This window comes from Billgrantia endophytica, assembly GCF_002879615.1.
In the GTDB taxonomy this organism is placed as follows: Bacteria; Pseudomonadota; Gammaproteobacteria; order Pseudomonadales; family Halomonadaceae; genus Halomonas; species Halomonas endophytica.
Window position 1 is genome coordinate 1 of sequence record NZ_PNRF01000007.1, and the last position, 16,587, is coordinate 16,587.

At 60.6% G+C, this 16,587-nt stretch carries 16 protein-coding genes and 1 CRISPR repeat array; of the genes, 6 read left to right on the forward strand and 10 right to left on the reverse strand.

Annotated features, from left to right (window positions below; translation table 11 throughout):
- Position 1 precedes the first annotated feature (1 nt).
- Positions 2 to 1,053: a CRISPR direct-repeat array (repeat unit 33 nt; unit sequence GTTTCTATCCGCGCGACCCGTGCGGGCCGCGAC).
- 190 nt (positions 1,054 to 1,243) lie between these two features.
- From cas2 to C1H69_RS01960, 7 genes are read right to left on the reverse strand one after another with little or no spacing between them, the layout of a single operon-like run.
- Complete coding sequence (cas2, locus tag C1H69_RS01930) at positions 1,244 to 1,534, reverse strand: CRISPR-associated endonuclease Cas2 (RefSeq protein ID WP_102651736.1); 291 nt, start codon at positions 1,532 to 1,534, stop codon at positions 1,244 to 1,246.
- A 21-nt stretch (positions 1,535 to 1,555) separates the two neighbouring features.
- Complete coding sequence (gene cas1c / locus C1H69_RS01935; RefSeq protein WP_102651737.1) at positions 1,556 to 2,596, reverse strand: type I-C CRISPR-associated endonuclease Cas1c; 1,041 nt, start codon at positions 2,594 to 2,596, stop codon at positions 1,556 to 1,558.
- Positions 2,597 to 2,601: 5 nt separating this feature from the next.
- The gene (gene cas4 / locus C1H69_RS01940; RefSeq protein ID WP_205738387.1) at positions 2,602 to 3,240 is read right to left on the reverse strand and encodes a CRISPR-associated protein Cas4; all 639 of its coding nucleotides are present in this window, start codon (positions 3,238 to 3,240) and stop codon (positions 2,602 to 2,604) included.
- A gap of 9 nt (positions 3,241 to 3,249) precedes the next feature.
- Positions 3,250 to 4,125 (reverse strand): type I-C CRISPR-associated protein Cas7/Csd2, encoded by an 876-nt coding sequence (cas7c, locus tag C1H69_RS01945; RefSeq protein ID WP_102651738.1) that lies wholly within the window; start codon positions 4,123 to 4,125, stop codon positions 3,250 to 3,252.
- A gap of 11 nt (positions 4,126 to 4,136) precedes the next feature.
- Positions 4,137 to 5,924, reverse strand: coding sequence for a type I-C CRISPR-associated protein Cas8c/Csd1 (cas8c, locus tag C1H69_RS01950; RefSeq protein WP_102651739.1), 1,788 nt, complete (start codon positions 5,922 to 5,924; stop codon positions 4,137 to 4,139).
- On the reverse strand, positions 5,921 to 6,595 hold the full coding sequence (gene cas5c / locus C1H69_RS01955; RefSeq protein WP_102651740.1) for a type I-C CRISPR-associated protein Cas5c: 675 nt from the start codon (positions 6,593 to 6,595) through the stop codon (positions 5,921 to 5,923). Before cas5c ends, cas8c begins: the two co-directional genes overlap by 4 nt.
- A gap of 36 nt (positions 6,596 to 6,631) precedes the next feature.
- Positions 6,632 to 8,857 (reverse strand): CRISPR-associated helicase/endonuclease Cas3, encoded by a 2,226-nt coding sequence (locus C1H69_RS01960; protein WP_102651741.1) that lies wholly within the window; start codon positions 8,855 to 8,857, stop codon positions 6,632 to 6,634.
- 133 nt (positions 8,858 to 8,990) lie between these two features.
- Here C1H69_RS01960 and C1H69_RS01965 point away from each other — a divergent pair, with 133 nt between their 5' ends.
- The 3 genes from C1H69_RS01965 (at position 8,991) to C1H69_RS01975 (ending at position 11,369) form a co-directional block, all read left to right on the forward strand.
- Positions 8,991 to 9,422 carry a DUF29 domain-containing protein gene (locus C1H69_RS01965; protein ID WP_102651742.1) on the forward strand — a complete coding sequence of 144 codons (432 nt, stop codon included), beginning with the start codon at positions 8,991 to 8,993 and terminating at the stop codon, positions 9,420 to 9,422.
- Positions 9,423 to 9,482: 60 nt separating this feature from the next.
- Positions 9,483 to 10,139, forward strand: a complete 657-nt coding sequence (locus C1H69_RS01970; RefSeq protein WP_205738388.1) for an Abi family protein — start codon at positions 9,483 to 9,485, stop codon at positions 10,137 to 10,139.
- A gap of 228 nt (positions 10,140 to 10,367) precedes the next feature.
- Entirely contained in the window at positions 10,368 to 11,369 is a 1,002-nt protein-coding gene (locus C1H69_RS01975; RefSeq protein WP_102651743.1) for an aldo/keto reductase, read from the forward strand.
- Between the two features lie 7 nt (positions 11,370 to 11,376).
- Here C1H69_RS01975 and C1H69_RS01980 read toward each other — a convergent pair whose 3' ends face one another.
- The 3 genes from C1H69_RS01980 to C1H69_RS01990 form a co-directional block, all read right to left on the reverse strand.
- Entirely contained in the window at positions 11,377 to 11,922 is a 546-nt protein-coding gene (locus C1H69_RS01980) for a cytochrome b (RefSeq protein ID WP_338066158.1), read from the reverse strand.
- A 99-nt stretch (positions 11,923 to 12,021) separates the two neighbouring features.
- Entirely contained in the window at positions 12,022 to 12,615 is a 594-nt protein-coding gene (locus C1H69_RS01985; RefSeq protein WP_102651745.1) for a malonic semialdehyde reductase, read from the reverse strand.
- A 42-nt stretch (positions 12,616 to 12,657) separates the two neighbouring features.
- Positions 12,658 to 13,692 (reverse strand): LacI family DNA-binding transcriptional regulator, encoded by a 1,035-nt coding sequence (locus tag C1H69_RS01990; protein ID WP_165789400.1) that lies wholly within the window; start codon positions 13,690 to 13,692, stop codon positions 12,658 to 12,660.
- 109 nt (positions 13,693 to 13,801) lie between these two features.
- Between C1H69_RS01990 and C1H69_RS01995 the strand changes: the two genes are divergently transcribed.
- Genes C1H69_RS01995 through C1H69_RS02005 form a run of 3 tightly spaced genes read left to right on the forward strand, consistent with a single transcriptional unit; the run spans position 13,802 to position 16,581 of the window.
- The gene (locus C1H69_RS01995; RefSeq protein WP_102651747.1) at positions 13,802 to 14,806 is read left to right on the forward strand and encodes a TRAP transporter substrate-binding protein; all 1,005 of its coding nucleotides are present in this window, start codon (positions 13,802 to 13,804) and stop codon (positions 14,804 to 14,806) included.
- A 3-nt stretch (positions 14,807 to 14,809) separates the two neighbouring features.
- Positions 14,810 to 15,307 (forward strand): TRAP transporter small permease, encoded by a 498-nt coding sequence (locus C1H69_RS02000; protein WP_102651748.1) that lies wholly within the window; start codon positions 14,810 to 14,812, stop codon positions 15,305 to 15,307.
- On the forward strand, positions 15,304 to 16,581 hold the full coding sequence (locus C1H69_RS02005; RefSeq protein ID WP_102651749.1) for a TRAP transporter large permease: 1,278 nt from the start codon (positions 15,304 to 15,306) through the stop codon (positions 16,579 to 16,581). Before C1H69_RS02000 ends, C1H69_RS02005 begins: the two co-directional genes overlap by 4 nt.
- Positions 16,582 to 16,587: the final 6 nt, after the last annotated feature.

Consider the following 16,587-nt stretch of genomic DNA (forward strand, 5'->3'; position numbering starts at 1 on the left):
AGTTTCTATCCGCGCGACCCGTGCGGGCCGCGACTTGTCCGTGCGCTTGGCAAATGACAGGGTGATAGAGTTTCTATCCGCGCGACCCGTGCGGGCCGCGACCGGGCGCCTGCGCGCCAGGCGTTGGTTAACTGGCCGTTTCTATCCGCGCGACCCGTGCGGGCCGCGACCTGGCCCCGCTGGCGTTCAGTCGCAGGAAAGTCCAGTTTCTATCCGCGCGACCCGTGCGGGCCGCGACTGTCCCAGGCCCCGCCGAATCGCGGCGCACGAATGGTTTCTATCCGCGCGACCCGTGCGGGCCGCGACGAGATGGCCCGCGCATGGGAGGAGGCCGGCAAGCGTTTCTATCCGCGCGACCCGTGCGGGCCGCGACGCCGTAGATCCGCACCCGGTACATGGCTGTCGCGCTGTTTCTATCCGCGCGACCCGTGCGGGCCGCGACGAAGCCCGGCGATTGGCCGGGCTGTGGTTATCATCAGTTTCTATCCGCGCGACCCGTGCGGGCCGCGACTCGTTGATGCCGCGCACGACCATGTACTCGGCGGCGTTTCTATCCGCGCGACCCGTGCGGGCCGCGACGATCAAGTCTCCGTTGCGGCGGAAATCCTTCGGTGTTTCTATCCGCGCGACCCGTGCGGGCCGCGACCTGCTGGCTGGCTTATCCCCTGCAGCATCTCGGGGCGTTTCTATCCGCGCGACCCGTGCGGGCCGCGACTAGGCACGATGAACGGCTCGCCGGCGTCGATGACGTTTCTATCCGCGCGACCCGTGCGGGCCGCGACTCGAGCTCGACGGCCTCAACGATAGCGCCTGGCGAGTTTCTATCCGCGCGACCCGTGCGGGCCGCGACCCGCTGGCCAACCCTGGGGAGCGCGTCTGGGATTGGTTTCTATCCGCGCGACCCGTGCGGGCCGCGACACCAGGGTATGATCGCTCCTACCCGAGATGAACTGTTTCTATCCGCGCGACCCGTGCGGGCCGCGACCCGAGCGGGACAACGGCTTGGTTGTTGCGATGGACGTTTCTATCCGCGCGACCCGTGCGGGCCGCGACTGTTCCCCTTATAACGCTTTGATGAGTAAAGGGAAATATCCACAGCTCAGCGAATTAGATCATTTAGGAAGTGAAAATTCACTGTTTCCCAAGACCAGGCTTAAGAAGAGTAAAGAAATCATATTGTTAAAGAGCTGCGAACCTGCCGGGGAAGTGCAGGACACTTGTGGTTCGCAGAGCAACAAAAAAACTAGAAAACGAGGGGACCGTTCATATCCAAGGCGGGCTTCGCGCCAATATGCTCGATACGGTTCTTCCAGTTCCGGCCCAGGAAGTAGAAGCGCAGGCTGTCGACCTCATCGTCAATCAGGTCGATCAAGCGCTGTCGCAGACGCACCCATTGATCGGGGTCGACCTCGATCTCGAACACCGAGAATTGCACTCGCTGTCCGACATCACGGCATGCCTTGGCGACCCGGCGCAGTCGTCTCTCACCACCATCGGAAGAAGTACTGACATCGTAGCTGACCAAAACCATCATCGCTGTACTCTCCTTATCAGATTACTTCCACAAGAAGGGCGGGTAGGCATCCAGATCGCCGCGCAGGTGACGCGCCAGCAATTGCGCCTGCAGAATCGGCAGCATGCCTATTGGCGCCTTCTCGCCGATAAAGGCATGGTTGAGCTCTTCACGCTTCCGCTCCTGGTAGGCAGTCAGCACCGTCTTGCGCGCATCGTCAGTCAGTACCACGCCGCTACTTTCAGCAACCGTGAAATCCTTCTCCCGCAGTTGCCGACGATTGACCAGAGACAGCGCCAATCGGTCCCCCAGTAGCGGCCTGAACTCCTCGGCCAGGTCGAGTGCCAAGCTGGGCCGCCCGGGCCGGTCCCGATGCAGGAATCCTACCGCTGGGTCCAGCCCTACACTTTCCAGCGCCGAACGGCAGTCGTGAGTCAACAGGGTATAGAGAAAGGACAGCAGCGCATTGAGGCGATCACGTGGTGGGCGGCGGTTCCGGCCAGTGAAGCGAAAGGCTTCACCGTCATTACGGACGAGACTATCGAAGACGCTGAAATAGACCTGCGCCGCCTCCCCCTCAAGGCCTCGCAATCCATTGGTCAGTGGTTCTCGCAGCAAGTCGCGTGCGATTCTGCTCAGGCGAGTGCGCGCCCTTTCCAACCCTTCGCGCTCGGCCGGGGCCAGCTTGCTGCCATAGTCACGCAGCCCCCTGGAGATTACTGCTCGCTGATTGTGCACCTTGCCGATCAACACGCCACGGACGATGGCAGCACACCCGACTTCGTCATCGCTGGTGCGGTACTGGGTGCGCCTCAGCAACACATTGCCCGATACCGGCCCCTCGATACGCGCAAGGAATTTACCATTGGGCGTCAAGTGCGTGATGGTAACCCCCTGCTCGGCACAGAACCCCATCAGAGGGGGCGATACCAGCACCCTACCGAAACATACCAGCGACTCGAGCATATGGATCGGTAGCCGTGCCCGCTCCTTGCCCTCGACATTCATGACCACATTGGTCCCATCTTTTCTGAGCCAGGCACCTTCGGTAGTGATGTAGAGCGTATTGAGCTGACGGCGCATGCGATTCACTCATCCAGAGATTGAATTTGACGCTCCAGCCAGCGGCCTGCCGAGCGCTGCTTTCCCATGACTTGCGGTTGGCAGGCGTCGATCAGCGAGCAGTGGTCGCAACGCTTGGGCTCATAGGTAGCGGATGGCGTATGGTTGCTATCGAAGAGAGCACGCGTATCGGCGATGACTCGCAGGGTCAGTGCCCGCAGCTCGTCGTCGAACGCGACGGCCTTGCGCCGCCGCGTCTTGCCATAGTAGAGCGCGCCCTGCTCAATCGAGACATCCAGCATCTCTTCCAGACACAGAGCCTGAGCGCACAACTGCACCTCATCGGCGCGATGGGCCTTGGGCCGACCACGCTTGTACTCAATGGGCCGAACCACCGCGGGGTGCTGAGACTCATCGAACTCGACAACATCGGCAATCCCGGTCAATCCCAGCGCCTCACTGGCCAGCGGAAGTGCCATGGCAGTATGGATGCCCCGTCGACGCTCATGGCCCAGGTGGTCGGCACGCTCATGGAGGATGCGCCCTTCTGCCGTATAGCGGTTTTCCGCCCACTGCTGTTCGAGATGGATCAGCGCGCACTGGCGTGGGCAAAACAGCATGTGCTGCAGTGCCGAGAGCGGGATCAGGCGAACGTCATCCCCCATCCCATTCGCCTACAGCTTCTCGTCGACGCTGACACCGGCCGGCAAGGCCTCCGCATCGACAGAGACGCGATAGTCGCTGTAGTGTCGGGCTGGCGTACTCTCCTCACCTTCGACACGCTCGACTTTTATGCTGTCGAACAGCAGATGCGCCGGGCCATTACCCATCGGGTTATCATGCTTGAAGACGATCAGCTTGCGCGCCGACATTTCGCCACGGGCAGCGGAGCGGTCATGCTCGAACATATTGATCAGCGCACGCCACAGCAGCTCGAGATCATCGTCCGAGAAGCCGGTACGCTCGGCGAGCTTGGCAGATATGTAGCCATGGGCACGATAAAGGCCATAGGGAATGATGTGCTTACGGCCCATGGTGCGCTCTTTTTCGAGGTCTTTTTCGTTGGTGACCGCCATCCGCGTGATCGAGACTTCCATGGGTACGACGGGGTCGACCGAGCTGGCAAAGGCCATCTGAACCGGGCCGCGTACCTGGCCGGAGTTGACTTCGGTGGTCATCACCGCGCCGAAGGTGCGCACATCGAAGAAGTTCTGGCACATCCAGGCGGTCAGTTTCTGAGCTTTATCGGCATCCCTTGGAAGTCGCTTGCCTTTGGTATCGGGTTCAATGTTTAGTGCTTCGTAAGCTTTTCTATGCTGATTGTTGAGAACTGACTTTTCCTGCATGTAGATGGCGTAACCGGCGTCTTCCTCCTTTTCCAGCGCAACGTAGTTGCGAATCTTGCGCTTTAAGCAGACATCAGTGACCAGTCCCTGGCTGGTTTCCGGGTCGAGGCGCGGCAGGTTGCCGGCATCGGGATCACCGTTGGGATTGCCGTTGGTAACGTCGAACAGCAGCACGAATTCATAACGGTTGGCGATGGCGGTCATGCGTCTTCTCCCTACGTGGATTCTTCTGGTGTCGTTGCACTGTCGCGCTTGACGAAACGCGCCTGCGACTGGTGGTAATAACCGATGGCGAAGCGTCCCTGGTCTTCGATCTTCAGATGTTTGGGAAAGGTATCGCCGAGGCCGTTGACGATGGCGCCGATCTCACGCTCTATGGTATGCGCCAGCCCACCTTTATCCTTCTTGCGCATGTTCGATAGGTGATTCTGCGCATTGCGCAGCAGCATCGGGAAGACACTGGCCGGCGTTGCCGAGGCGGCACCGTAATAGCGATCACGAATGGTGGCGTTGACCTGGCCGCCAAGGGCGCCGCGCTGAGCGCTTTCCAGCTCGGCGAACAGCCGCCCGAGCAGATAGCCGGGATGGGTAGAATGAGGATCGAGACTCACGGGCACCTCCTGAGTATGGGAATTGGAATGCGCCGCAAGTCGCGCCGCCCGCGCGAGTACGGCCTTGCAGAGCGCGATACGCGCCCCGGTGATGTGACCGTCATTGCGAAACCGCATGACGAGATTGGACAGCAGCGACCGCGGATAACGACTGCCGGTGAGAATCGAGCGCATCAGTTCACCGGCGAGCTGCGGTGACACATCGTCCGCCTTGGGCTTCTGGCCGCCGTGCATCGGTGCAGTCTGTAATGCCAGCCACCAGCTACCCGGCGCGATGCCTTTCCAGGGCGTTGGCTCCAGCGCCAAATCCCGATGGTGCTGTGCGTAGTGCCGAGCCAGTCGGTCCAGCGTATCGGCACACCAAAAGCGCACCGACAAACGCGCAGCGTTAGGGGCAAGCCCAAGCACGAAGAACTGGGTATCCAGCTCCAGCATCGGATCCAGCTTTTGCAAAGGACGCCCTTGAGAAACGTCGGTCAGCAAGGTCCCTAACTTGGCAGCCTCTTGCTCGTCGCTGGGCGGCTCATTGAGCATGGCAAAGAAGCCCTCGGCGGCCTCGGCATGCGCCGTATCCCTGGCCTTGGCCCAGAAAACCACTGTGGCATCGCCAATCTGGAGTCGCTGACGGTTATCGGCATCTCCTCTCAGCAAGTAGTTCAACGCCGTTGAGTAACCAAAGATGGCCGCCTTGGAGATCGAGGCGTTTTGATTCTTGCTGTAGCCGTAGGATTCATAGGCATCGCTGTTAAACGAAACGAGCGATGCACCAGCCGACTGTGCGTCCCTGACGCCTCGAATTGCAGGGTGATCAGTGCCCAGCGAGGTTATCTCACCGGTGATCAGGCACTGCCCCAACTCCTCTTCGCCACTTTCCAGCGCAGCGCCCCATAGCCGTCGTGCTTCCTGGTTTTCATGCAGATACTGCCGCTGGCCATCGAGCCGAAATACAATGTTGGTATCCAATACATCTTCGCTGTATCCGGAGATTTCGGCGAGCCGATCCGGTCGCCATTGATCGAGCAGTCTCAGGAAAGCCCTCAGGTCGGGATCTTCGCTTTCACCAAACAGCGAGAACTGATAGACCTTGAATGCCGCATGCTCATCGGCCATACGCTTGCCTTCACCGGCAGAGACACCAAGGGAATAGGCAGTCTTATCCCACAACGGATAGGCGTAAATACCCGAGGTACGCCGTTTGTCGACAGGAACCTGGCAGGTAATTGGTCGTGGTTTCTTGCCAGTGGTATCACGCAGGTCATCAATCTGCAGCGGCATCCCTTGCCTAGAGAACACAAGGGCATGACTGATTTTCTCGCTGCTGAAACCCGGTACCGGCACCTTGTCTTCCGCAGCCAGCCGCTGATAGTAATCGTTGAGGGCAGAGAGAATCATGCTAGTGCCTCCTCGAAAGGTGGCACCTCAATCACGCCATCCTGCATGCTGGAACGAAAGAAACGCGGCGTCTTGCCGTTGGCGAAGTCGATATCGTGAAGCATGAAGCCAAGGTCACGCTCACCGCTCAAGCGGTCATCCACGGCTGGCATAGCGTCATCGCCTTCGATCAAGGTAAAGCTCGCAGGAAACTCCCGTGTACCCAGACACGGCATATGGAAGCACTGCCCGTGCCGGGCTCGGCGGTTGAAGATATCCAGATGCTTGCCGGGCGTATCGCTCTCGTCGGCACGCGAGGTGAACTCGAAGTGAGCCTCGATGACATAACCGACGTCACGCAGAATCGTAGCGGCACGCTGCTGTCGATTTTTGCTGTCATCCACGTAATACCGAACTTTATCGACACGCCCCGCTTTCATGGCTGTCGATATTGTTCTTTCGGACAGCTTGCCCGCCACCTCATTACGGCGCAGCGACTCGAAACGGATTGGTTTCAGCACATGGATGCGATCCACGCACCAGCGAATTGCAGGTTTCCAGTGGATCGCCTCCAGAATGCCTCGTGCAGCAGATGGCGTGATTACATCGTAAGAGACGCGCTCGGCCTTCATCTCGGGCCGCGTAAAGCAGGCCCGCTCCCCCCAGATATGCAGACGAACCCCATATGCCATCTGCTGCTCCTTATTCCCTGATGTTGAGTGTTGGCTTCACCAAATATTAGATTCACCTGAGCGAAATGTTGGGTCGCTCCAGTTCAACCCTAGCCAGTCGTCATAGAGATCCTCGTTGACCAACTTCATGAATTGGTCGCCGAACTTATCGGGCTCGACTGCTGCTATGGCGCCGACCCGCTCCAGCGCGGCGAAGCCTTGACGCGGCACCTGTACGGTATAGGGCTGTAGCTCGCGGGCGATGCCACCCACGCCCTCGGCATGCGCCAGTTTCCTGAGAGCGTTACGGGCCGTATCGTCGAAGGGAATGATCACGGCACGCTGGGTATTTTCGATCATGCGAAATTTTTGCTCGAGGGTCTCGAAGGGCAGGCCGTCAAGACGACCATCCTCGACTAACTTCAACAGATCATGCCGATCCAGTTGTTTTGACCCCTGCTGCCAGTAGAGCTGGCGGAAGTAAGCATCGATCGCCTCCAGTGACAGGGGATCGTCGCCATGCTGCCGAAGCACTTCACGAGTCACCTGGGCGAACTGCTTGAGTTCCGGCGGCGGCGCCCAGTCTTCGTTGGCGGTGGCAAAGATCGCGACCTCACTGTCTGCCGCCCTACGCTTGCCTTCCCTGTTGCAGCGCCCGGCGGCCTGGGCGATGGAGTCCAGTCCCGCTTCGGCACGTAGAACACGTGGGAAGTCTACATCCACGCCCGCCTCAATTAGAGAAGTCGAAACTACCCGACAAGGCGCGCCACTTTCGAGAACCGCGCGTATCTCAGCGAGCACCTGCCGTCGGTGTACGGCACACATTGACGTGGTGAGATGGTAGGCGCCAGACTGATCCACTATCGACTCGAACAGCGCCCGAGCATGACGACGGTTATTGACGATACACAGTACCTGCTCGGTCTTGAGCAGTTCATCGTGTAGCTCATCATCATCCAGCGTGCGGATATGGCGTACCGTGACGCGTTCCAACTGGCGATAAAGGTGCTGAGGATCGGGGGCAAGTTCCTTGAGGTTGCGCAAGCCACCGATAAAGCTACGCTTGGGGTCGTCAGTTTCGGCAAGGGCTGGCTGGGTGGCCGTGCAAAGCACGACACTGGTGCGATAGTTCAGCGCCAGTTCGTCCAGTGCCGCCACGCTGGGCCGCAGCAACGGCAAGGGCATGGTCTGCGCCTCGTCGAGAATCACCACGCTGCCCGCGATGTTGTGCAGTTTGCGGCAACGTGATGTCTTGGCGGCAAACAGGCTTTCGAAGAACTGTACCGCTGTGGTGACGATGATCGGCGCATCCCAGTTCTCGCTGTCGCGGCGCAGCTTGTCGATGCTATGGCGGTCGCGCTGATTGTCGGCATCGAAGGCGCTGTGGTGCTCCAGAACCGCCGCGGCGCCATACTCCCCCAGGGCATCGCGAAACACCGCGGCGTTCTGCTCAACGATGCTAGTGAAGGGAATCACGTAGATCACCCGATCCATGCCGTGAGCGATGGCATGATCGAGAGCGAAGGCCAGCGAAGCCAGCGTCTTGCCCCCACCAGTCGGTACTGTCAGCGAGAACCGGCCGGGCGGCAGTTCGGCTTGAGCGCGAACATGGAAGAGGATCTCACCACGCAGGCGATTGACGTCACTGTCTGCCTTGAAGGTGGCCAAGCGCTGGTCTAGGGCATCACGCAATATGCCCAACGGCGGACCACCACCACGGGCGTGGGGCACGCCTTTCTCATGCGTGGCATAAAAGGCTTCGGTATCGACAAAGTCGGCATCGACCAAGCAGGAAAACAGCATCCTCGCCAGAAAGGCATACTGGAAGAAGGCCCTGTCGCGGCGCTGCTGAAAGTGTGCCGGGGGCAACAGATTGCGCGGAAGCGCTATCTCTTGCTGCCACGCCGGATCGAGCGGGGGCAAGTCTGCTTCCAGACGATTCTGCAGTGGCGTACGCTCACCAATATCTCGTCCATTGGCCAGCCCTGCATGGTGGCCGGCAATCAAGTAGGCGAGTAGGTGGCCAAGCTGGGAGTATTTCTCAATGGCGACATGAGCGCCAGCCGTTGAATGGTCGACACGTTCTGGCAAGCCTTCCAGACGGCGCTGGAAGGGTGCGGTGTACTTGCCAAGGTCGTGTAGCAGGCCCGCGGCCTCACCCCATGGACCTGCACCGAAGCGATCGGCGCGCTCCGCCGCAAGCTGGCCAACCGTCTTCAGATGCCCCTCAAGCGTTTGCCAATCAGTCTTATTTATTGAAGGTGTTGAGTGCGCGTAATACATTCAGCCCCTGCAATTTCATTAATTTTTATGCTTCTAGCTAAGCACTCTTGTAACCTTTCCGCTACTGAAGTAGTGAAATTGGATAATTTCCTTTGATATGTGTCATGCATAGCGACAGACAGGGGGTCATTACATGCCGACGCATTATGATCAGGATGCCTACGCCTGGGCACTCGAGCAGGCAGCGCTGCTGCGTGCCGGCAAGCTAGACCAGATAGATATCGAACATGTTGCCGACGAGATCGAGAATATGGGCAGGGGCGAACGGCGAGCACTGATCAGCCAGATGACCCGACTTCTCATGCACTTGCTCAAGTGGGATCACCAGCCAGAGCGCCGCTCGCGCAACTGGCGTCTATCCATTGAAGATGCCCAGGCCAAGGTGGCGCGACTGCTGGAGGACAACCCCAGTCTCAAGACGTCCAGACCCGAACTGATGGCAATCGCCTATGAAGATGCACGCCGGGCTGCCGCCATCGAGACGAATATGGAGCCGAACACCTTCCCTCAGAAGTGCCTGTACCGCTTCGATGACGCCATGGTCTTAGCCCCCCTCGAGCACTAAGCGGATGACCTATAACAGGCCATGGAAATCCTTCGAGGAGCAACTGTCGCTTCTGCAATCGTGAGGCATGGAGGTTGCCGACGAGGCAGCCGCCCTGGAATACCTGGAGCGCGTCGGCTACTACCCCAGGCCACCGACCAGTTCGTTCCCAACACCCAGTTCGTCGATGCAGTGCGGCTCTACCTGTTCGACAAGGAGCTGCGGCTTCGCCTGACCGATGCGCTGGAGCGAATCGAGATCGCCCTGCGGGTCGATATCGCCCACCTGTTGGGTGAACGCGATGCCTTCGCACATCTGCACCGCGACACCTTCCATCCCTCCTTCGCCCGTCGAAAGTTCGGGCGTGACCCTCGCGATAACTTCGAAAAGTGGCAGGAACGTTGCGAGGGAATGGAAAGGCGCTCCAAGGAGGACTTCGTCAACCACTATCGGCAGAAGCACGGCCCGCGCCTGCCGATCTGGGTCGCCGTCGAAACCTGGGACTTCGGCACCCTGCCGTGGTGCGACGATTTTCACGATCAGCCGCAGCTCATCGCCCGGACCTTCCTGCTGCTGAGCATTGCGCGGCACATGACAAAGGTAGTCTGCCCGGATACCGGCTGGCACCAGCGCCTACAGGCACACCTGACGAATTTCCCGGCACCGCATACCCAGCGCCAGCTCTCTCTAGACGATATGGGCGCTCCGCCCGGCTGGGAGCGATGGTGGTCAGCTTGAAAGGGAGGGGACAACCGACAAATAAGAACCCCCGCGTAAGCTCGTGAGAGCCAAGAGGCGGGGGCCGTGTTAGGACCAATGGTAGGGCATTGACCCGAGTCGCGCAACAACCCTGAAGGGACCGACTCCCCCCACCTTGCGATGACATGACCCACCCCGGCATGATGTCATGATCCCGTCACCGTCCCTGACGATGCATGTCTTGCCCACCGTCTTGAATGGATTCCCATGTCGACTCTCTTTCATCGCCTCAAGGAAGTTGCCTCGCCCACCATCGGCCTGGGCTGCATGAACCTCTCTCATGGATACGGGAACCCCGTTCCCGAGTCCGAGGCGCGACGAGCCCTTGATGCGGCATTCGACATGGGTTACCGCCACTTCGATACCGCAACCCTCTACGGGGCGACGGCCAACGAGCGGCTGCTGGGTCTGGCTCTCCAGGGCAAGCGTGACCAGGTTCTGCTGGCCAGCAAGTGCGGCATGGCCATCGATCCCGAGCTCGGCAAGCGTGTGATCGACGGACGCCCCGAGACGTTACGCCAGCAGTGCGAGGCGAGTCTTCAGCGCCTGCGAACCGATCATCTGGATCTCTATTATCTCCACCGGCTGGATCGTCAGGTGCCCATCGAGGAGAGCGTCGGTGCACTGGGGCGGCTGGTGTCGGAAGGCAAGATACGGGGAATCGGGCTCTCAGAGGTTTCCGCAGCCACCCTGCACCGCGCCACGACCGAGCACTCCATCGCTGCCGTGCAATCCGAATACTCCCTGTGGACCCGCAACCCCGAGATCGCACTGATCGAGGCTTGCCGGGAGGTGGGCACGGCGCTGGTGGCCTTCAGTCCCCTGGGGAGAGGTTTCCTGGCGGGCTCCATCAAGGAGCCTGCCAGCCTCGAGGAAAGCGACATGCGACGAAACATGCCGCGTTTCAGCGCCGAGAACTACCCCAGGAACCTGAGCCTGCTGGAGGACTTCATGGACCTGGCAGGCGAGCTGGACATGACGCCCGGTCAGCTCGCATTGGCCTGGCTCAAGGCACAGGGGGAGGATGTCATTCCGATTCCCGGCTCCCGCTCCTCTGATCACATGCGAGAGAACCTGGCGGCCGAAACGCTAAGCCTGGGAACAGACACCATCACCCGGCTTGGCGGCATGATGACGCCGGACCAGGTGATGGGCGCCCGCTACAGCGCGGCTCAACAGGCGGACATCGACACCGAAGAGTTTGGCTAACCCCAGCTCATCCAGAAGGGCTGCCGCCAACTGGCCGGCGCACCACCATCCTCCCCAGCACGTCCTGGTCGCCGGCACGGCGATGCCACAGCACCATGCCGATATGGCCGACGATCAGCGCCAGCAGGGTCCAGCCGAGTACGCCGTGGAACAGGCTCCCGGCAGCGGTCATCCATTCGATCGACTCGCCCTCGAAGCCCGACATTAGCGGAATACCGAATGGCGAGAAGGCACGGCCGGAACCGAACTGCCGCAGCAGTGCCAACGAGGGCACGATAACCATCAGCGCGTAGAGTGCCAGGTGGCCCAGCGTGGCGGCCCTGCTCACTGCTGGCGGGCGGTTGGCGCGGTCGACCAGGGCCCAGAGCACCCGTATCACGACCAGTAGTAGCAGTAGCGCCCCCATCGACCTGTGAGTCGACCACAGGAATTCATCCAGCGCCGAATCGGCGGCCAATACCCGCGCCCCGGTAGTGGCGAACTGCCAGGCAAGAAGGGCCGCCATGCCCCAGTGCAGGTAGCGGCTGAAGCGACCGTAATGTGATGTTGCCATGCTCATCGAAGGTCTCCGGTAAAGGTTGCCCTACGATGCTAGCAACTAAATAACGCACTAATTATGAAAGTGTGGAAAGTCATGCCCTCGAACACTTCCTCACACCACTTCGGCGACCTCCTCGAACGCCAGCCTCGCCCCTCTTGGGCGCAAACTAGCCGGATCTCCCACGCCGAGGTTGGCCAGGAAGTTGCTCTTGTAGCGGCCGTCGGGGAAGAACTCCTTGTCCACCAGGGCGTTGTCGAAGCCGCTCATGGGGCCAACGTCCAGACCGAGCATGCGGGCGGCCACGATCAGATACCCGCCCTGCAGGGTGGCGTTGCGCCAGGCGGTGTCGCTGGCCTTGTCGGGGCTGTTGGCGAAGCGCTCCCGGGCATTGGGCGAACTGGGAAACACCTTGGGCATGTGTTCGTAGAAGCGCGTATCCACGGCCACGATCACGGTGACCGGGGCGTCGTGGGCCTTGTCGCGGTTGGCCTCCGAGAGCGCCGGCAGCAGGCGCGACTTGCCCTCTTCGCTCATCACGAAGACATAGCGTGCCGGCTGGCAGTTCATCGAAGTGGGGCCCCACTTCAACAGATCGTAGAGCCGGCGCAGGGTGGCCTCGTCGACGGGCTCCGGCCGAAAGCCGTAGTGGGTGTGCGCTTCGCGGAAAACGGTGTCGAGCGCGGTGTCGTCGAGGGGCGGTCGCATGGGGTCTCCTGGTTGGCCGTGTCCGCAAGTGGGCGACGTGTATTACATGACATGATGCGCCGCGGGCAGATTTTCGGAAAAGTAGATTTCCATGGCCACTGGGGCCACGTCGGTCTGCTCACCTGTCGCCGCGGCAATGGCTCGCGAATAGATCAGATCGGGACTCTGGGTGATGACGGCATCCATCGTTCCATCGAGCAGCATGCTACGAGTATCGGGCGTCAGTCCATGACCTATGAAGCAGATATCGGCATCACGCCGCGATTCGCGCAGTGCCCGCCCGATGCCATCCGACGCACCGCCAACGTTGTAGATGCCCACGATATCGGGATGCGCTTGCAGAAGGCGGCAGGTGTTCTGGTAGTTTTCGTCTCGGTTGTCATGGCCTTCGTGCGGGCCGATCACGCTCAGGTAAGGGAAGCTCGCCTCCGTCAAGGCCAGAAACCCCATCTCGCGCTCCATGTGGGCACGGTAGGCCCGGCTCGCCGCAATGAGCGCCAGCTTGCCCGAGGTAACATGACAGAATCGTCCCATGATCTGGGCGGCGGTACGCCCCGCGGCGAAGTTGTCGATACCGAGATAAAGATGCCGGTTCGAGCTTGGCAAATCGGAAATGATGGTGATGATGCGCTTTCCTGCCATCACGAGTTCGTCGATGGCTTGCCTCACCTGCGGATGATCGATGGCCATGAACACGACCGTGTCCGCACTCTTGCCGTAGCGTCGCAACGCCTGCGCCAATGCATCGGGATTGAAGCTCTCGATGAAGTGGCTCCTGACCTTGACCGGCCCCGGCGAGAGATCCGCCAGTTCGCGCACGCGTGTATTGAGCCCCGTGAGGTAGGGGTTCGTTCCCCTGGGCAGTAGAAAGACGACCTTGGCAAAGCGCGGGCCCAGTCGTTTGCTCAACTCCTCTTTGTCCATGTAACCGATGTGCACTGCCGCTTCGAGTACCCGGCGCAGCGTGGCCTCCCGCACGCCCGAGCGACGGTTCAGAACCCGATCCACCGTCGCCGTCGATACTCCTGCCATGGTGGCAATATCCGGTATCAGCGGTCGCCTTCCATCAAAAACCATCAAAAAGTCCTCATTGCTCCATTGGAGGCTCCTGCCCTAGCCTTGAGAATCGTAGGACACGAACATCATTACCTACAAATAAATAAAAAAACATCATTTGGAGAACGTCATGCTCAACAAGATCTACAAGCTCGGCCGGCTGACGGCCGTGGCGGGTGTGCTGCTCATGAGCGCCGGTACGGTCGCTGCCCAGGAAGTCACCCTGCGCTATGGCCACATGCATACGCCGAACTCGATCGCCGGCATGCAGGCCGAGTGGCTGGCCGAGGCAATCGCCGAAAAGACCAACGGCGAAGTCGCGGTGGATATTTTCCCCAACTCACAGCTCGGCAGGCTCCAGGAGTTGGCCGAGGCGGTATCGACCGGGTCGATCGCCATCTCCCATAACACGGCCGGTGCCATCGGCTCGCTCTACTCTCCCTTTGCGGCGTTCGATACGCCCTACCTATATCGCGACATCGACCACTTGATGGCGGTGATGGACGTGGACTCACCCGTGATGCAGGAGCTTAACGAGGGGCTGGTGGATGCTTCCGGGGTGAGGTTGCTCTATGCCTTCTATTTCGGCACACGCCACCTGACGACCGACCGTGAGGTAAAGGCACCGGACGATCTCGAGGGAATCAAGATTCGTTCCATTCCCTTCCCGATCTACATGGCCACCGTCGAAGGAATGGGCGCGGTCCCCGTTCCCGTGGACTGGGCAGAAGTCCCCACGGCGCTGGCTACCGGCGTGGTCGAAGGCCAGGAAAACCCGGTCAACGTCGTCGTTACCTCCAAGCTCAACGAAGTGCAGAGCCACATGATGCTGACCGGCCATATCAGCGCCGCCCAGGTCATCGTCATGAACGACGATACCTGGCAGTCGCTGTCGCCGGAGCACCGGAACGCGATTACCGAAGCCGCCGCCGAAGTTCGCGAACGAGCCACTGCCGCCATGCTGGAAGCGGAAGCCGAGGATTTTGCCTCCCTGCGCGCAGCGGGAATGAACATTGTCGGCCCCGAGGAAGGCCTGGAACTCGAGGCGTTCCGCACCCGCGTGCGCGATCGTATTGCCGAGGAGTTCACCGCGCAGTACGGCGAGTTGTACGAGCAGATCGCGGCCGTTAACTGAGCCATGAACGAGCACAAGGCCATTATCGGGCGAGCGGTCACCTGGCTGACCCAAGCGTGTCTTGGGATTGCAATCGTACTGCTGGTCCTCATTGCCGTACTGATCGTGACCCAGGTCGTGGCGCGCAATCTGTTCAGCACAGGACTGCCCAGGGTCGACGAGGCCGCCCGTTTCGCCGGTATCGCCATGGTGTATTTCACCGCCCCGTTTCTGCTGCTACGCGGCCAGCACGTGGCGGTCACTCTACTGGTAGAGCTACTGCCCCGGCTTGGGCGCCGGCTGTGCCTGGTGGTGGCCGAACTGGCGACGCTAGGGTTCTGCATCCTGACGTTGTACGGCTTCTACCGCTTTCTCCTGCGTGCGGGCCGCTTCGTCACACCGGCAATGGGCATGCCGAACCTGTGGTTCTACATGCCAGCGCTGGTGGGGCTGGCCATTCTTGCCGTGGTGGCCGCCTACCGCCTCGGTGTTTTGGCAACAGGCAGGGAGGTCAATGAATGACCGCTACCCTTCTCGTACTGTTCGCCCTGGGCCTGCTCATCGGAGCGCCGGTAGCCGTCAGCCTTGGCTTGTCGGCCGGGCTAGTCATCCTGATACATGACTTGCCAGTGACGGTACTCGCCCAGCGTGCCGTGAACACGCTCGACAGCTCGCCTCTTCTGGCGGTACCGCTCTTCATTCTGGCCGCCATGTTGTTGGGTGCGACGGGGGTCACGACCCATCTCTTCGACTTGCTGCGGATGCTCGTGGGACGAATTCGTGGCGGCATGGCTCACGTCAACGTACTGGTCAGCCTGATATTCTCCGGCATGTCGGGTGCAGCGCTGGCGGATATCGGCGCGCTCGGCGGCATCCAGATACGCCAGATGGAATACCAGGGCTACAGCCGTCGCTTCGCCTCAGGCATCACCATTGCGGCGGCCACTATCGGTCCCATTTTTCCACCCTCCATTCCACTGATCATCTTTGCCACGGCCGCCGAGGTATCCACCATTCGTGCCCTGCTGGCGGGAGTGGTGCCCGCCATCGTGGTGGCAATGGCACTGATGATCCAGATCGCGCTGATGGCTCGCCGCTATGACCTGCCACGCGACGACATGCGGCCCTCCCTACCCGCCATACGGCGCAAGGCCTGGATCTCCTTACCCGCGCTACTCGCCCCCGTGCTGCTGGTAGGCGGCATGATAAGCGGCTTCTTCGGCCCCACCGAAGCGGCAGGGGTAACGGTCGCCTATGCCGTGCTGATCGGGCTGCTGGTCTATCGTTCGCTCAGCCTGGAAGCATTCATCGACTGCTCGCGTGAAACGGTACTGGCCACGGCCAACGTGCTGTTCGTCGTAGCGGCAGCGGCGCTCTTCGCCTGGGTGTTGACGATGGACCGGGTGCCGGCGCGGGCCGGGGCATGGCTGCTGGAGGTGTCGGAAAATCCGCTGGTCCTGCTACTGATTCTGAACTTGCTGTTGCTGGTGGTCGGTATGTTCCTGGAAGCCATTGTGGCCATCCTGATCATTGCTCCCATCGTCGCCCCTGCGCTATTGCAGGCCGGCGTTCCGCCTGAGCAACTGGGCGTGGTCTTCGTGCTCAACTTGATGCTCGGACTGCTGACGCCCCCGGTGGGAATGAGCCTCTATATGGTGTCGATCATCTCCAAGTTGCCTCTTCAATCGGTGATTCGCGGTGTTGCCCCCTTCTACCTTTCCCTTTTCGCAGCTCTTGCGCTGGTGACGCTGATTCCCGGCCTTTCCACCTGGCTGCCCAACCTTGTCATGAAGTGAGATTCC

Coding starts and splice junctions, on each gene's coding strand:
- cas2 (WP_102651736.1), bottom strand. CDS start 1,534: ATGATGGTTTTGGTCAGCTACGATGTCAGTACTTCTTCCGATGGTGGT.
- cas1c (WP_102651737.1), bottom strand. CDS start 2,596: ATGCGCCGTCAGCTCAATACGCTCTACATCACTACCGAAGGTGCCTGG.
- cas4 (WP_205738387.1), bottom strand. CDS start 3,240: ATGGGGGATGACGTTCGCCTGATCCCGCTCTCGGCACTGCAGCACATG.
- cas7c (WP_102651738.1), bottom strand. CDS start 4,125: ATGACCGCCATCGCCAACCGTTATGAATTCGTGCTGCTGTTCGACGTT.
- cas8c (WP_102651739.1), bottom strand. CDS start 5,924: ATGATTCTCTCTGCCCTCAACGATTACTATCAGCGGCTGGCTGCGGAA.
- cas5c (WP_102651740.1), bottom strand. CDS start 6,595: ATGGCATATGGGGTTCGTCTGCATATCTGGGGGGAGCGGGCCTGCTTT.
- C1H69_RS01960 (WP_102651741.1), bottom strand. CDS start 8,857: ATGTATTACGCGCACTCAACACCTTCAATAAATAAGACTGATTGGCAA.
- C1H69_RS01965 (WP_102651742.1), top strand. CDS start 8,991: ATGCCGACGCATTATGATCAGGATGCCTACGCCTGGGCACTCGAGCAG.
- C1H69_RS01975 (WP_102651743.1), top strand. CDS start 10,368: ATGTCGACTCTCTTTCATCGCCTCAAGGAAGTTGCCTCGCCCACCATC.
- C1H69_RS01980 (WP_338066158.1), bottom strand. CDS start 11,922: ATGGCAACATCACATTACGGTCGCTTCAGCCGCTACCTGCACTGGGGC.
- C1H69_RS01985 (WP_102651745.1), bottom strand. CDS start 12,615: ATGCGACCGCCCCTCGACGACACCGCGCTCGACACCGTTTTCCGCGAA.
- C1H69_RS01990 (WP_165789400.1), bottom strand. CDS start 13,692: ATGGTTTTTGATGGAAGGCGACCGCTGATACCGGATATTGCCACCATG.
- C1H69_RS01995 (WP_102651747.1), top strand. CDS start 13,802: ATGCTCAACAAGATCTACAAGCTCGGCCGGCTGACGGCCGTGGCGGGT.
- C1H69_RS02000 (WP_102651748.1), top strand. CDS start 14,810: ATGAACGAGCACAAGGCCATTATCGGGCGAGCGGTCACCTGGCTGACC.
- C1H69_RS02005 (WP_102651749.1), top strand. CDS start 15,304: ATGACCGCTACCCTTCTCGTACTGTTCGCCCTGGGCCTGCTCATCGGA.